We start from the raw sequence: 13,883 nt of genomic DNA, 5'->3' as shown, positions 1-13,883 counted from the left end.
CGGAATGAGTAACCAAAATATTGACTTAGTATTAAAAAGCTTGAAAGAAACCGTAGGAAAGCTCGCTGAAGAGAAGGCAATATATGAGGCTATGGCTGTCGAGAAAACATCATTGATTCAGCAACTGCAAGACCAAATCAGTCAGTTAAAGAGCCGCATTTCAGACCTGGAAGGATATATAGTAGTCGAGGAAGCCGAATAAGGCTTTTTTATTTTACCTAAAAAGGAGAGATTAAAATGAATTTTCGAATTTCAAACGTTCAAATCAAATACTCTGATGATGGCCAATTGGAAGCTGTGCAGGTCTATTTCATCGCCAATGAGCAGGACAATTCAATCAACATGAATGGGAATATTCCTCTTACAGCTGAAGAGTATGCAGGGAATGAAAGTGTAGCAGCATTAGCATCAATTATTAAAGGCAGAGTCATTGATCGTCTGCAAGCCTAATTAAATAATACCGACAGGGTGTGAGAGAATTGGAGGAAACATCATTGTTTTTAAATTTTGAAACGTTAGATTTAGCAAAAACTTATTTATTCGGAAATGTAAAATTCTTAGATTTGTTAGTGCTGCTGAGTGTCGCTGATATTTTCACCGGCGTCATTAAAGCATGGAAGGAAAAACGATTACGTAGCCGTGAAGCGTGGTTTGGATATGTGAGGAAAATGTTAAGTTTCCTGGTGGTGATCGTGGCCAATGTTATAGATCAAGTTCTCGGATTGAACGGAGTCCTTACCTTTGGAACCGTTCTTTTTTATATCGCAAATGAAGGGTTATCGATCGCTGAGAACCTGGCTCAAATAGGGGTCAAGATTCCGAAAGCCATTACCGATCGATTGCAGGTCATTGAAAATCAAAGTGACGAAAAGAAATAAGAGCTGCCTTTAAGGTGGCTCTTTTAACTTGAAAGGAGAGATTCAATTGGTTCAATTAAATTACAAGAAAAAGCATATCAAAAAGCATTGGTCCACTCGAACAGGTCTTAAACTCTTAAGGGTACAAGCGGGTATTGATCATTGGACAGCCAACTTTGGGGCTTCAGCGGAAGGTCATTACAAGTATTTTGATGAAACCCTGCCAAATCAAAACGATAAGGAAAGAGCTGCAGCTCGGCGTGAAGGAAGAAAAGAATACATCAGATACGCTTCAGCTCACATTTTCGTCGATCGTTACAAAGCCTTAGAGTTAGTTCCTTTAGATGAGGTATGTTTTGGGGCGAACGAAAGAAAAGCGGGACCGCTCTTATCTACATTGAGAGCGACACACTCTCAATACCCTGGTGGAAACGCAAACCTCTTGTGTATACACATTGAAATGTGTGTGGAACCAGACGGAACTATTCACCCGGATACAGTTAAACGAACAGCACTTGTTCACCAGTATCTTCAAAAGCTTTTTCCGCAGTTGAAAGATACGTATAACCGTTTTGTTCGGCATTTTGACGTAACAGGGAAGAACTGTCCTGCACCGATGGTAAAGGATCCATCAATGTATAAGTATCTACTTGATATGACAGCAGGGGAAATTGAAATTAATCCAATAGTTAAACCACAACAAAAGGAGGAAAACGAAGTGATTAAAATGGCGGTAGTAGTTTATTCTGATGCAGATTTAAGCGTGGGGTACGATTTAGCGAATGAAAAGAAATGTGGTCTTTACAACCGAAAGTCACTGGCGAATGAAGCATTGAAGATCAACGAGCTCATGGTGGTCGGCGGACCGATGGAAGGCCTGGAGAAGAAGACGAACCGTGTCATTGATCTCTCTGGTACCGATCGATGGGATACCCGCAAGAAGGTTATTCACTATCTAGGAAAGTAATGTGAATAAAGGACAATGACTTAGAGAATAATAAGGTCACAGCATTAACGACATTGGCTCATAAGCAAAGCCCCGTTCTTTAGATAGAATGGGGCTTTTATAATCAATTATTCATTTTTGAAATAGCTTTATCCATCTGCCTTTCATTAGCTAATGTAGCCTCACTATCTATTTTATCTACGCCTCTGTATACGTATTTTGAGTTCTGCCAAAAATCAAAAGCAAATGACTTAATAGAATCATTATCTCCAGGCTCATAGTACTCGTCCACAACCTGAGACTTGAAAATATTCCCCAACATATACTCATGATTAGAAAGGTCCTTCAGGTACTTCCCTTCTTTGTACTGAGCTAAAATATATTCTTCGAAATTTGCAATTTCTTTTTTGGTTGGTGAATAGTCTTTAGCAAACAAGCTAACTTCATTAAATTTATCATTAGGACCGAGATCCAATAAGGCAATTTCCTTTATCTTATCTTCCCAAGAAATACTGCTCTCTTTATCTTCAGTCACATCTCCTTTTACAGAAATGTTCGCACTTTGGTTGTCATCATTTGATATATCTACAATGAGTGCAATGAATACCACTATAAAGAATATGGCGAAAAAAATACCGATAGCCAATAATGTCTTTTTCAATGAGTGCCTCCCCCTTCTCATTTCAATTTAACCATATTGCATATGGAATTTAAAGGAAAGGTTAAAAGAAATAAAGAATTGTCTCTATGCCATGCCTCATTTCAAACCTTCATAAATATCCTCAACCTGACTCTGTGATAAGAGATTTAATTCCAAAAGTCGGTTCAATAACATTTCCACCTTAATTACTTCCCCTGAAATTTGAGGGAATTTTATATAACTGAATAGAGTTAAGAGCGATTGATTTAGCGAATCCATAATTACCAGTCTCCTCATTTTGGTTCATTTGTCCTCAGTTTATACGAATATTCGTTCGTGTTAAAGCTTTATTTAGAACGTATGTTCGTATATAATAAAAGAAAATAGAACAGAAGAGGAGGATTCATATGAATTTCCTGTTGCAAAAGTCCCTTCAGAAACAAGAACCTATCAAAATTTTCTATGTTGATCGGAACCAAAAAATTAGTGAGCGAATCATTAAGGTGGAATCGATTGGTGATAAACATGTAAAGGCATATTGCTACTGGAGGAAAGCGACTCGCATATTCAAAAAAGAGAACCTCCTCTCTGTAGGTCCAATAAAAAGAAAGGTGGGAGCATAACATTGCACTATTACTACGAAGAGGAACATGTCCCAAGAGCCGAAAAAGTGTGGAGTCGTGAAAAGGAAATCTTTGAGATCATTGTGAGTTTTAAAGAAAAACACGATTACACTCCATCGATGAGGGAGATTATGAAGCGTTCTTCCCTGAAATCATTAAGTACCATCCATAGTTATATAAATAGGCTAAAGGAAAAAGGTTACATCACCAGCAAACTGAACGGATCGCACTCACACCTTGTCATTTTGAAAAGTGAATACACAGATAAAAAGCCTTCCTGATGGAGGGCTTTTTAATATAGGACCAAATTGACGATGTTCTTCAGGATTTCGTAATTGCCTGATTTTACTTGTAAAATGATGTCTTTAAATCTGAGTGATAAAAATTCCTCAACGTCGAGCTCCAGATCTGGGTATGCTTCATGTAGATCATGGAGGAGAACTTCTCCTTTAAGGATGTGCTGCTTATCAATCTTCACACTAATGTAAGTGAAATCTTCTGTTTTCTTATGACGACTTTTCAGTTGTCTCTTAATGTCTGCGATGTTGAGCTCCTTGCCCTGATTTAGGTAATGGTGGATAGATAAGTCCTGTTCACGGGTTTCGTCCACTCTGACGCTTCTAATCCACTTTGAGAGCATATCAAGCGTTGTACCTTCATCGATTGAGCGAAGAAAGTCTTTATAGAGCATTTCGGTGAGCATCTCAACCGTAAGTATCATATCAGTCTCATCTTCAACAATCTCGTTAATCGTCCCCACAAAGACCTGAGCACGTTTTAAATGGTATGTGGATACTTTTACATTAAGACGAGCGTGACGGCTCTCAAATAGGCGGTGTATGAGTCCTCCGGCGTTATCCATAACAGCGCTACTCATTAGGTCGAAACGGCTGTACTTTTTCCTCATTTAGGCTTCCCCCTTTATCCAGGTAATTTATAACGGAAAACACTATTCCATGAAGTGCCCTTCTTTCCGAAACATTCCACTCGATCGCTAGATCCTCAATCATTCTTTTCTCAAGTTGGTTCGGCTTCACAGTCTTCTTTATCACAGTATTTTGGTATTCATTGGCCGGCCGTAACATTTCTTGATGTCTCAATCCAAAACGAACAAGCATGACAAATAGTTCCGTTATACTGGCCGGACGGATCCCTTTATCATTTCGATTGAACGATTGGAAGAAGAGCCGGAGCTTTATATTTTCTTCTTCGGTCACAGGGAATTTCATCGGTGCCGTTTTATCAAATCGAGTTTTTCGTGGATTTGATGGACGAGCAGCTGAACGCCTTTCCACTGGATCATTTAAAAATATAGGTGCGATTGGTTTATGTTTCATCCTCTCTCCCCCACTCTTTTCAGTGTGATAGTCCGGTATTATCCGAGAGTCACAATCTCATAATGTCATTTGATTTTAGTTTATGAGGTAGGGAGGAGGATTAGACCAGGTATAAAATCTTTTCTGTTTGGCCACTATGGTAGTAAATAAACTTCTGGAGGAGATTAGGATGGCCAAGAAACAGGAACTGACGAAAGAGTTTGCTATGAAGATTGTGAAGGCAGCCAATAAGGCGTCAAAAGAGTTGGGGTCAGTAAAGAATAAGAAACCCCATAAGTAGGCATTATCTCAGAGTCATAAGTACATAATGTCATAGAAAAAAGCACCTTGAGGGAGGTGCTTTCGTGGATCATGAATTTATATGGTTGATTACTAACGACCAAAATTCTTCAGAAACATGTAGTTGATATTCGGCAATTGTATCTGTGCTCTTGTATACATCCAAGTAGTCCAGCATACCTTTTTCTGTTTCAAAAACCTTTTTAAATGGAGTGCCGAATTCATTTTTCCGTTCTACAACAATGCCGTTATCCTCTCTGGATATAGTGAGTGTTTTATTTGGACCTTTACTCATGCTAAACCAACCCTCTCTTTAGTCATTAACGATAACATTAACATTAATGTGAATGTTTATCTTTAGAACCATTCATTTTGTAAGTGGAGAATTTTCCGATCCCTAATTAACTTTTCCATATCTTTTACAGCATCCAATAATTCCTCTCTTCTAACTCTGTTGGTTGTTCCATTAAGAAGAGAGCTAATGTTAAATACAGGGTTTAAACTTTTCATTATTTCCTCTTCATGAATGATATTTAGGTCAAGAAAACATTCAACAAAAGCAAATAGGTGAGTGTATGCCCTGGTATTTGAATTGTTACTTAGGTGACTATGGATACGTCTTCTCAAATCGTTTGTTACTCCTACATATAACGGGTTCCAGTCGTCATCATAGAAGACATAAACACCTTGGCAGTGAGGAATAGATTTGGCATTAAATACAGAATAAACGTGCCTCCGAATATCCATGTGTAGTTCAATCATAGATTAACGTTAACAATGATGTTAACGTTAATCTATGATGTTCCCCTCTTCATCCATTAAACCAGCTTTTTTGAAAAACTCTTCCGCGGCTAAATTGATTATTTTAGATTGCGTCCCTCTTCCACCGTTTTCCGATAGTCGCTTTAACAGAATTAGATTGTTCTCATTAAAGTAAATACCAGTAGGCTTTATTGGGTCTTTAGCTTTTTTCTTAGGTTTCTCTGCTAGTGATCTTACAAATTCCAAGGAATCTTTATCATTAATATTATCATTAACATTAATGTTTTCATTAACTTTATATGGTTCCGTGTCCTTCCCACTCGCTTCGCCTTTATTAATGTTAACATTATCGTTAATGTTTTCTTTTCTACTCGCTAAATCATTAAACCCCGCTAGCTTACGTTGTTGCTTCGCCATTATTCAAATACCTCCTCAGTTAATTCGAAATATGCTTGGACTAATGCGTTTCTTTTATCGGTTAAGGTAGCCGGTTTACCTTCGTAGGCAACACTGGAGGCAAATCGAATGGATCTTGGAATTACTGTATCAAATACATGAACATCGTTTTCAATACAAAATTGTCTACATTGCTGCAGGACTTCACTATGAAGAGTGGTCCTTGAATCAACTAATGTTCCTACAATCCCGCGTATACCCAGGTTAGGGTTAATGTCTTCTTTAAATTCTTCAATGAATTCGAGTATCTTCACAAGTGAGCGCATACTATATCCTTCTGGCTGGAAAGGAATTAACACTTCATCAGCAAAAGATAAAACATTCCCTTGGACTAAACCAAGGTTTGGAGGGGTATCAATGAGGATGAGATCATATTGATCTTTCAAATGCGACGCTGCCTGGTTCAAAAGTTCAAATGGTTTTGAAAAACGATCAGCATCCCTTAAAACGTCGAATTCAAGAAAACTCATGTTGTCATTTGAAGGAATCACGTCAATATTAGAATGAACATTCATAATGGCTTCTTCAACTTTCGAAGCCCCCATTAGTACGTCATATAGTGTGGTCTCAGCTGTATCAGGATTCACTCCAAAAGAAACCAGTACATTCCCCTGGTTGTCAGTATCAATGATGAGAATTTTTTTATTTTCGGATAACACGCCGGCAAGATTAGTAGTAAGACTGGTTTTTAAGACTCCGCCCTTGTTCGTTGATATAGCTAGTGTTTTCAATGCCTGTCCTCCTTAATGTTAACATTAATGTAAATGTTATATTTTTATTATAGTTAACGTTAATGTTAATGTAAACAAAATATTAACATTTGTCTTTATTATCTAGGAATTGTTTGAACCTTTTTAAGTAATTAGGGTACGTTATCCCGAATACCTCCATCACCTTTTTGTCATCGACTTCCGCCTCGATCGCATCCAGTATCGCTCGATTTCGAAAATGAGTAGAAGACACCTGGCGAATGCCAGCTCGTCCAATTTCAACCTGCAGCAACTTCATGATCGAACGTTCAGCCAGGCGTTGAGGAACAACTTTATCTTTTGACTTCTTATTATCAATCTGAAAACTCATGGAAGTATTGTTATAAGCAACGAAGAGGGGAGCGTCCGTTTGGAAATGTGGCCGTCGGTCTTCTGGAATGTCCTGGAGGTAGGTATAGATTTGTCGCTTGTGCTTCAGCAACAATTTCAGTTTGGTGATATGGCCACTATGATCAACTCGAAGCTCATTTTGTGTGAAATGGATGTTGTTCATGCTTATTCGTGAAATCTGAGCCGGTGTGAGCCCATAGAAGCGCATCAAGTACAATATGGATACATTCCTATTCAAAAGCTCTTTATGAGCCGTCTTGTACAAATCTGGAACGTTCTGACTTGATTTAAAGGATTTCAGCAGAGATTTATATTCTTGATCTGAGACGAAGTCCGTCTTTTTTAAAGGGAACGACTTCGGAGTATCCACGAGCTCCTTAATACTAAAGTCATTCTTTACTTCCAGATATTCGAGAAGCTTTGCGATCACCGTACAAATTCGATTCTTAGATGCGTCAGAGTATTTCTTGTCTAACCAGGAGATAAACTCCATGTAATCCTCTTTATGCAGCTGTTGGATCCACTCGATGGAAACAGTTTGGCCGTTTGTGATACCATCAATCCACTTCTGGAATACCCGTAAATCGGATCGTGAGCGCTTAATGTAGGAATCCTTCTTATCACCTTTGGCCATGCTATCGAGATATAAAAGCATAAAGCCGGGAAGTTCTATAGTCTTCAAAAAACCACTCCTTATCAATCTTATTAACCGAATGGGCCTTGTTGCAGGAAGAGAAATCACGGATTTAGATAGTCATGGCCAGAGAGGAAATGAACCCGCCGGGCGCGGGGGCGCCCAGGCGCCGACTATATTGAATATCACGCACCCAACCTTCTATATAAATTACTATATGCCATATGCAGTCTTTGAGCAAGGTTTTTAAGATTGGTTTGAGGTTTTGATCTTGAAAAGGAATTTTCCTGATTTCATATTACCTGGATCTCATTAAATCCAATTTACATTTGTATATTTCAAATAAGTGTAGAAATCCAAATAAGGATAGAATCTCTCAAAAAAAGATAGAAAAGCCAAATAATTATAGAAGAAATCCAAAATGTACTATAAACCCAATACTGGAGAGGGGTCTGAAGTTTTTCAACTAAACAACAAATTGATAGATTCAGATTCAGCAAACAGCTATCGGATACTACGATGCAACAGTAAACAATAAACGGATATATGTTTTTCAAGTAAACAATAAACGGATTATAGGGTTTTGAGTGCACAACAAACGGATAGCGATTTATCGATATTTCAGGTCAGCTGGTGTGGAGCCATTCGTTTTGGCACATAAAAAATGGTGCATCCCTTGATGTTGAAGGGAGTGCACCTAATAGAAGCATGGCAAATAGCCTTGTTATTGTGTGGCAATTTTAACAAGGCTTAGACACTATGAAATTTTTAAAATCAGGAAGCTGCGTGTTTAGTTATGTATAAGTCTAGAAGTTTAGGGTATTCGGCTCCAGTTTTATCACATGCGGTCATAACACTTGACGCCACCCCTGGATTGTTTTTGATGAAGTTGATCACATATTTTTTATAAAATTTATTTAAGAAGCCACCGACACTTTGGATATTTTCGTTCATCCTAGCTTCATCAAGAGTCATCAATGCTTTTTGAACGGATCCAATGACTAATTCTTTGCGAAGGTTGAGATCGTCAATGTATTGAGCAATTTCTCGAACATAAGAACGGTAGATGATATGAATACCACGGCGCTCTTTTGCTTTGAGTGGGAATCCCATATACTTCAGCTGCATCTCTGTTTCTTTCAATGCCTGGGTAACGTCCGTTTCCATTTCTTTACGTTCCATTAAGCAAGAAGGGGAGATGTTAACCTGATATTTCTTAATCACTAATTGTGGTACAGCCTTACGAATACGGTCTACGATGTTTCGTGGATTACGTTCAGTTAAATCTACTGGAGTAAAAGTGAACAGTGGTGACAAAACATTAAGAACTTTGCGGACCCGTATGGAAGAACGCTCGCTCAAGTATTCCTTGAATTTCTCCATCTTTAAGGTTGTTCCTTCTTTTCCCCACATATTCATATCGCGGTGAAAGCTATTGGAAAGCCTAAGTAAAAGCAGAAGACCTTTATTGCTGTTCGCTTTCACTAACTTTGATATAACTCCGGAAGCGAAAATTTCATAAGGGACTGAAAAGTAACTTAATCCTTTGGTTTTACCCATTGATTCAGAACGGGAACGGTTATAGTCATCATAGCCGCCAACCTCATATTGAACTTTTCCTTCATATGTACGCGTAAGAATAAGACCACGTTCGATGAGTTGTTTTAATCCATCATGGCCAGTTTGAGGAGCGATATTCATTTTTCGACAGATACTTGCAATGGAGATTCCTAGATCCAGTAGTCCAGACTGTGAGCACTCGGACACAATTCCGATGTACATGGCTACTGCACTAGAAGAAAGTGGTTTTGAATATCCAAGTTCTTCAGGGTTCATGATCTCTATTTTTAATAGATCAAGATGTTGCTGGAAGAATTTAAATCCGTTTATTTTCATGGACTTTTTAGAAGTGGATTGGTTTCCGGACATAAAAATAGGCTCCTTTCTTATTATAAGAAAAAAGCCTGCCCTAGATACCTCAAATATGTAGATTTTACTTGCAACGAATACACGTATACAGTAAAATAGAGGTATCTAAAAGATGTGTCTGCTCCTTACACTTTGGACGGTGGAAGCGGGGCAGGCTTTTTTATTTGTCTTTTTTTATTGGTTAACTGTCTGATTCGCTATATATTTTATAGTATATAACTCGACGACGCAATTTGCAATGATTAATTATGACCCACTCTTGGAATAAGAGTGGGTCTTTTTAGTTCTTGAACTCTAAGATATCCCCTATATTATATTCTTTATGTATACCTTCCTGATCTGCAATCTCATTCAAGGCAACTAACACTTTGATTACAGTATCAAAGTGAAATCTAACAGCTTCATTATAAACCATATTATAAATTGTATTAGGTCGAACCTTAGCTTCTACTGACAATCTATTTGGAGATATATCTAAGTCTTCTAATACTCTATCTAATTTCCAAATTATTTTAGCCATGGTTACTCCTCTACCATAATTTTCTAGTCTTTTAATGTTGATTATATCAGTTTATATTTAAGAGTTTAACATTTAGTGATTAACCAAAAAAGAATATTGATAAATTTTCATTTAGGCGTTAAACTTTAAAGTAATAAGTTCCATTAGGGGTTGATTCTTGTGAAAAGACTTATGAACCAAGTGAAGGAAGATGCGAAAAAAAATGGGATTACCGGTAAAAAGGTTTCTAAATGGATAAATGTATCGGAGGGCATGGTAACTAAATATTATAAAGGTGAATCAGATATGCCAGCGATGAAATTTATCGATTTAGTTGATTTTATCTACGAAGATCCTGCATGCATTAAAGAATATATTATTAGCTTTATCCAAAAAACAGAGCGTAATGACAACCTGCAAGAACTTTTGGAATGGTCAGCTAATAGAGGTGACAAGGAGTATATGGATGAAGTTCATCGAAGAGTAGTGAATTCACCATTACTTAAAGATTCAATGATATATCAGATGATAACTGGACGAAATATGAATCAGCTATCTGCCGAGGAGTTTTATTTGAAGGTAGAGGACTTTAAGTTATCTGAAAATCTGCTCTATGACTCTAAGATATTGCTTAAAATAGCAACACTTTATTCTCACTTGGATTTGAAAAGTTACTCAGTTATGATCCCACTTGCAAACAATATCCTACAGAGTCTGGATGCTATAAATTCTGATTATGTACGAGATTCCTTCAAAGTAAGAACTAACGAAATGCTTGCACACGCTTTCCTCAAAAGGGGAGACATTGAAAATGTTGAAAAGATTGCACAAAAGGTTCTAACTGATGAAACGATAAACAGATATCCGTTACCCGCAAATTCGATTTTAATGATTTTGTCAGAAGCAAATATCTTTAAAGATCCTAATAGCAGCATCAGGTTAATAAATTCGGCTATTAAGATGTTTAAAGATATCAAAGTCTCTAGCCACAAGATGAGGAAAAGTGTTTTGGAATCAACTCATGACTTTATAAAAATCCATTGTGGAGACTTTAATGGCTTGTACTTAAGTGATATATCTGAAAGAGCTCACTCACTAGCGAAACAAGGATATTCAAAAGAAGCTTTGATAATACTTGATGAATTAGAAGAAATAAACGGTGAGTTATCGGCCCACCAGTTATATTACAAGGGCCTGGCCACCGATAACAAAAAGTATTTCCAACAATCACTGAACAAGTTTGTTAGACAAGGAGATTCGTTCTACACTCAATTAATTGATCTGACCTAAAATATGCCTAGAAGAATAATATTTTTTGTAAAACTTATGGTAAAATTGTGATATATATTCCTTAATTCGTCGCATATCGCGTTGTAAAAGTCGATTCTAACTGTTATAATTTCAGTGAATGTGATATTTAAGGAGATGTGAAAATGAAAAAACTAAATAAGTTGATTGCTGGAATTGCATTAGCCGCAACATTAATTGCTGGATCTTCTCTTTCTTTACAAGATTCAACTGACAATGCCACGGCAGACTATCCAGTAACTACCCAATCCATTAGCTCTGACCCAGGTGGCGGAGGCGGACATTAATAAATGACCGTAAAAAGGACATCATTCTTCTGAATGGTGTCTTTTCTGCTATATGGGGTAATTTAGCGAATTTAGTAATATGGGATTTGGTAAATTTATTGATATCGGGGGAAAAATCAATGTGTGCTGTAGCCAACCAAGAAAAGTTAATTCAAGTTATCCAACAAATTTCCACATCGTTAAATATCGACATTCAAGAGTATGTTGGCGACAACGGTGAATTTAACGCAGAATCGTTTATAAAAAGGGTAAACCAACTCAACATTACTGATGGTATAAATATAGACTAAAAAACACACATACCTTTTGCCAGGTATGTGTGTTTTTTAGTCATTATTAATTTTAGAAAGCAAGTTATTTAGGTTGTTTGTTAAAGTTTCTCTTTGCTGATCAGTCAGCTCGCTACCATCGTTATTCATGAATTTTGTAATCTTGCTTAATGCTCCGAGGATATCTCCTTCATTAATCGGGGAGTCATCATCTATATGACCAGTAATGTAATCGACTGTTGTCTCGTAATATTTAGCGAACTGTATTAGAACTCCACCGTTAGGTCCTCTTCTTCCACCTTCATAATCGTTATATGTAGAAGGCGCCATATTAAGCTCTTTTGCGACGTCCACTCGGTGATATCCAGGTTTTCTCTTAATACGCAATGCGTGCAATCTGCTGCCGATCACTTTCTTGTAATCTTTGTCCTCCTGAGCCATTTGGTACACCCTCTCTATTTAAACTCATAAAGAGCATTTGCAATGCAACGTCAATATAGTGTGAATATAACATCTATACACTATTATCAATAAAAACGACGCAATTTGCAACCTTTTTTCGTTTGCAAATTTAGAAAAAAATCCCTTGATTCCGACGCAATTTGCGTTATAATTAAATTAAGAACCGCGTTGCAAATTGCGTCGTAAGGAGTCTTGGTATGGAAAATAAAAGTGAAGTGAATTTAAAAGAATTGAGAGAAAAGATAGGTGTGTCCCAACAAGAGGTAGCCTCCGCATGTAAAATATCCAGAACATACTATGGTCAAATTGAAAAAGGCGAGAGAAACCCTGGTGGTAAATTGGCGCTAAGAATTGCTGATTTTTATGGGATTAATGTAAGAGTCTTATTAGAAGACTAATTTTTTTGAGGTTTAACAACGCAATTTGCGTTACTGGAGGTGGATCATGGATAAGTTGGAGAGGTGTCGAAGGAAGGAATACGGCGAAATGGTTCACAGAAGACGGAAAAGACGTTCCATCTCAATGGAAGAAATGTCAAATCGAGTTGGAATATCACAAGAAGCGTTTGCAAGAATCGAACATGGGCAAGTTTCTCCAGACATTGATAGTTTACTCAGGAGAGTGATCAACGCCATCCACCAGGAAAAAATGGTGATCAAATGAAACAAGCAAAGTTTCCGATGTGGTTCACAATTCAATATTTTGTTGATTCGGTCAACCCAATGGACCAAAAGATAAAAGGCCATCGCTTTTCCGCAGCAAACGAAGCAGCCGTCGTCCAGAAGTTCAGAGAGAACAGATGGAGCCCGGATAATATCTCATTTTTGGAAGTCAACGGTGTAGCGATTACCCCGGATCGCCGGGATAAATTCTTTCAATGGTTATTCGAAATTACAGAAAAGGTGCGTGAGGAGAATGAAGCAAGGGAAGAAGCCGACAAGGAATCAAAGGAAAACGATCATCGAGGCGGGTATCAACCCGAATAATTGGTATGTATCGAAGGACCTGAAGCAAGAAGGGCGGATGCTCCTCGTACATAAGAATACGAATCAAGCGAAGGAGATCCTCCAGTGAGCCAAGTACCTTACATTGTATTTGAAGAACTGGATGAATGCCGACTCACTTGGACATACGCAGAGCTGCAAAACTTCATCTTCCATTGGAATGAAGGGTTTTCCTTACAATACATTGGTAAATTGTTAAGCCGTGAGTGGTGGGAAGGAGCTCTCCTGGTCATGTCAATTGGAGAAGAACGGAGCCGTGCCATATTGAGCCGGCCAAAAGGGATGAAAGTACAGCCACCCTTGCACTTGCCTTCTCGTTACTCTTCAGACCTAACGGAATTCTATAACGAGGTAAAAGAAAACGGCGGAATATATATCGTATTTGAATACCACCGGATTAAACCTAAGATTGAACTTCTTTGGAAATCAAGGGATGTAAAAACTGTCCGTGATCTGTGGGAGATGGACGTACCACTAGTGGACATTAGCAA

Annotated in this window: 23 protein-coding genes; 12 read left to right on the top strand and 11 right to left on the bottom strand. The window is 37.8% G+C overall.

The window, feature by feature from the left end:
• Positions 1 to 4 precede the first annotated feature (4 nt).
• Genes ACQKFO_RS22985 through ACQKFO_RS22970 form a run of 4 tightly spaced genes read left to right on the top strand, consistent with a single transcriptional unit; the run spans position 5 to position 1,824 of the window.
• Complete coding sequence (locus ACQKFO_RS22985) at positions 5 to 202, top strand: hypothetical protein (RefSeq protein WP_427601336.1); 198 nt, start codon at positions 5 to 7, stop codon at positions 200 to 202.
• A gap of 35 nt (positions 203 to 237) precedes the next feature.
• Positions 238 to 450: a hypothetical protein gene (locus ACQKFO_RS22980; RefSeq protein ID WP_427601334.1), complete on the top strand. Its 213-nt coding sequence runs from the start codon at positions 238 to 240 to the stop codon at positions 448 to 450.
• A 29-nt stretch (positions 451 to 479) separates the two neighbouring features.
• Positions 480 to 878, top strand: coding sequence for a phage holin family protein (locus tag ACQKFO_RS22975; RefSeq protein WP_427601332.1), 399 nt, complete (start codon positions 480 to 482; stop codon positions 876 to 878).
• 28 nt (positions 879 to 906) lie between these two features.
• Positions 907 to 1,824, top strand: a complete 918-nt coding sequence (locus ACQKFO_RS22970; RefSeq protein WP_427601330.1) for a peptidoglycan recognition protein family protein — start codon at positions 907 to 909, stop codon at positions 1,822 to 1,824.
• 103 nt (positions 1,825 to 1,927) lie between these two features.
• Here the strand turns inward: ACQKFO_RS22970 and ACQKFO_RS22965 are convergent, their stop codons facing one another.
• Entirely contained in the window at positions 1,928 to 2,464 is a 537-nt protein-coding gene (locus ACQKFO_RS22965; RefSeq protein WP_427601328.1) for a hypothetical protein, read from the bottom strand.
• A gap of 604 nt (positions 2,465 to 3,068) precedes the next feature.
• On the opposite strand from ACQKFO_RS22965, the gene ACQKFO_RS22960 reads away from it, so the two are divergent.
• On the top strand, positions 3,069 to 3,347 hold the full coding sequence (locus tag ACQKFO_RS22960; RefSeq protein ID WP_427601326.1) for a helix-turn-helix domain-containing protein: 279 nt from the start codon (positions 3,069 to 3,071) through the stop codon (positions 3,345 to 3,347).
• 11 nt (positions 3,348 to 3,358) lie between these two features.
• On the opposite strand, the gene ACQKFO_RS22955 is transcribed toward ACQKFO_RS22960, so the two are convergent.
• The 9 genes from ACQKFO_RS22955 to ACQKFO_RS22915 form a co-directional block, all read right to left on the bottom strand.
• Positions 3,359 to 3,973, bottom strand: coding sequence for a hypothetical protein (locus ACQKFO_RS22955; protein ID WP_427601324.1), 615 nt, complete (start codon positions 3,971 to 3,973; stop codon positions 3,359 to 3,361).
• Positions 3,936 to 4,403, bottom strand: a complete 468-nt coding sequence (locus ACQKFO_RS22950) for a hypothetical protein (RefSeq protein ID WP_427601322.1) — start codon at positions 4,401 to 4,403, stop codon at positions 3,936 to 3,938. The genes ACQKFO_RS22955 and ACQKFO_RS22950 overlap by 38 nt, the downstream gene beginning before the upstream one ends.
• Positions 4,404 to 4,752: 349 nt before the next feature.
• On the bottom strand, positions 4,753 to 4,977 hold the full coding sequence (locus ACQKFO_RS22945; RefSeq protein WP_427601320.1) for a hypothetical protein: 225 nt from the start codon (positions 4,975 to 4,977) through the stop codon (positions 4,753 to 4,755).
• Between the two features lie 62 nt (positions 4,978 to 5,039).
• Positions 5,040 to 5,429 (bottom strand): GIY-YIG nuclease family protein, encoded by a 390-nt coding sequence (locus tag ACQKFO_RS22940; RefSeq protein WP_427601318.1) that lies wholly within the window; start codon positions 5,427 to 5,429, stop codon positions 5,040 to 5,042.
• A 42-nt stretch (positions 5,430 to 5,471) separates the two neighbouring features.
• Positions 5,472 to 5,861: a hypothetical protein gene (locus ACQKFO_RS22935; protein ID WP_427601316.1), complete on the bottom strand. Its 390-nt coding sequence runs from the start codon at positions 5,859 to 5,861 to the stop codon at positions 5,472 to 5,474.
• The gene (locus tag ACQKFO_RS22930; RefSeq protein ID WP_427601314.1) at positions 5,861 to 6,631 is read right to left on the bottom strand and encodes a ParA family protein; all 771 of its coding nucleotides are present in this window, start codon (positions 6,629 to 6,631) and stop codon (positions 5,861 to 5,863) included. Before ACQKFO_RS22930 ends, ACQKFO_RS22935 begins: the two co-directional genes overlap by 1 nt.
• Positions 6,632 to 6,713: 82 nt before the next feature.
• The gene (locus ACQKFO_RS22925; protein WP_427601312.1) at positions 6,714 to 7,682 is read right to left on the bottom strand and encodes a hypothetical protein; all 969 of its coding nucleotides are present in this window, start codon (positions 7,680 to 7,682) and stop codon (positions 6,714 to 6,716) included.
• A gap of 726 nt (positions 7,683 to 8,408) precedes the next feature.
• On the bottom strand, positions 8,409 to 9,563 hold the full coding sequence (locus ACQKFO_RS22920; protein WP_427601310.1) for a hypothetical protein: 1,155 nt from the start codon (positions 9,561 to 9,563) through the stop codon (positions 8,409 to 8,411).
• A 280-nt stretch (positions 9,564 to 9,843) separates the two neighbouring features.
• Complete coding sequence (locus ACQKFO_RS22915) at positions 9,844 to 10,083, bottom strand: helix-turn-helix domain-containing protein (protein ID WP_427601308.1); 240 nt, start codon at positions 10,081 to 10,083, stop codon at positions 9,844 to 9,846.
• 159 nt (positions 10,084 to 10,242) lie between these two features.
• On the opposite strand from ACQKFO_RS22915, the gene ACQKFO_RS22910 reads away from it, so the two are divergent.
• Together ACQKFO_RS22910 and ACQKFO_RS22905 are read left to right on the top strand one after the other, a co-directional pair.
• Positions 10,243 to 11,352 carry an AimR family lysis-lysogeny pheromone receptor gene (locus tag ACQKFO_RS22910; protein ID WP_427601306.1) on the top strand — a complete coding sequence of 370 codons (1,110 nt, stop codon included), beginning with the start codon at positions 10,243 to 10,245 and terminating at the stop codon, positions 11,350 to 11,352.
• Between the two features lie 143 nt (positions 11,353 to 11,495).
• A complete protein-coding gene (locus ACQKFO_RS22905; RefSeq protein WP_427601304.1) occupies positions 11,496 to 11,657 on the top strand; it encodes a hypothetical protein in 162 nt (53 codons plus the stop codon).
• Between the two features lie 326 nt (positions 11,658 to 11,983).
• Here ACQKFO_RS22905 and ACQKFO_RS22900 read toward each other — a convergent pair whose 3' ends face one another.
• Positions 11,984 to 12,367 carry a helix-turn-helix domain-containing protein gene (locus ACQKFO_RS22900; RefSeq protein WP_427601302.1) on the bottom strand — a complete coding sequence of 128 codons (384 nt, stop codon included), beginning with the start codon at positions 12,365 to 12,367 and terminating at the stop codon, positions 11,984 to 11,986.
• A 218-nt stretch (positions 12,368 to 12,585) separates the two neighbouring features.
• Here ACQKFO_RS22900 and ACQKFO_RS22895 point away from each other — a divergent pair, with 218 nt between their 5' ends.
• The 5 genes from ACQKFO_RS22895 to ACQKFO_RS22875 form a co-directional block, all read left to right on the top strand.
• Positions 12,586 to 12,786 (top strand): helix-turn-helix domain-containing protein, encoded by a 201-nt coding sequence (locus ACQKFO_RS22895; protein WP_427601300.1) that lies wholly within the window; start codon positions 12,586 to 12,588, stop codon positions 12,784 to 12,786.
• Between the two features lie 46 nt (positions 12,787 to 12,832).
• Positions 12,833 to 13,051, top strand: a complete 219-nt coding sequence (locus tag ACQKFO_RS22890; protein ID WP_427601298.1) for a helix-turn-helix domain-containing protein — start codon at positions 12,833 to 12,835, stop codon at positions 13,049 to 13,051.
• Positions 13,048 to 13,374: a hypothetical protein gene (locus ACQKFO_RS22885; protein WP_427601296.1), complete on the top strand. Its 327-nt coding sequence runs from the start codon at positions 13,048 to 13,050 to the stop codon at positions 13,372 to 13,374. The genes ACQKFO_RS22890 and ACQKFO_RS22885 overlap by 4 nt, the downstream gene beginning before the upstream one ends.
• Positions 13,304 to 13,462: a DUF6906 family protein gene (locus ACQKFO_RS22880; protein WP_427601294.1), complete on the top strand. Its 159-nt coding sequence runs from the start codon at positions 13,304 to 13,306 to the stop codon at positions 13,460 to 13,462. Before ACQKFO_RS22885 ends, ACQKFO_RS22880 begins: the two co-directional genes overlap by 71 nt.
• On the top strand, positions 13,459 to 13,883 hold a 425-nt coding region (locus ACQKFO_RS22875), incomplete at its 3' end, for a hypothetical protein (protein WP_427601292.1). The genes ACQKFO_RS22880 and ACQKFO_RS22875, both read left to right, overlap by 4 nt.

Origin of the sequence: Rossellomorea sp. NPDC071047 (genome assembly GCF_050270195.1) — a bacterium.
GTDB lineage: Bacteria > Bacillota > Bacilli > Bacillales > Bacillaceae_B > Rossellomorea.
Note: the sequence above shows the minus strand (reverse complement) of the source record. Positions and strands in the feature narration are given on the sequence as shown.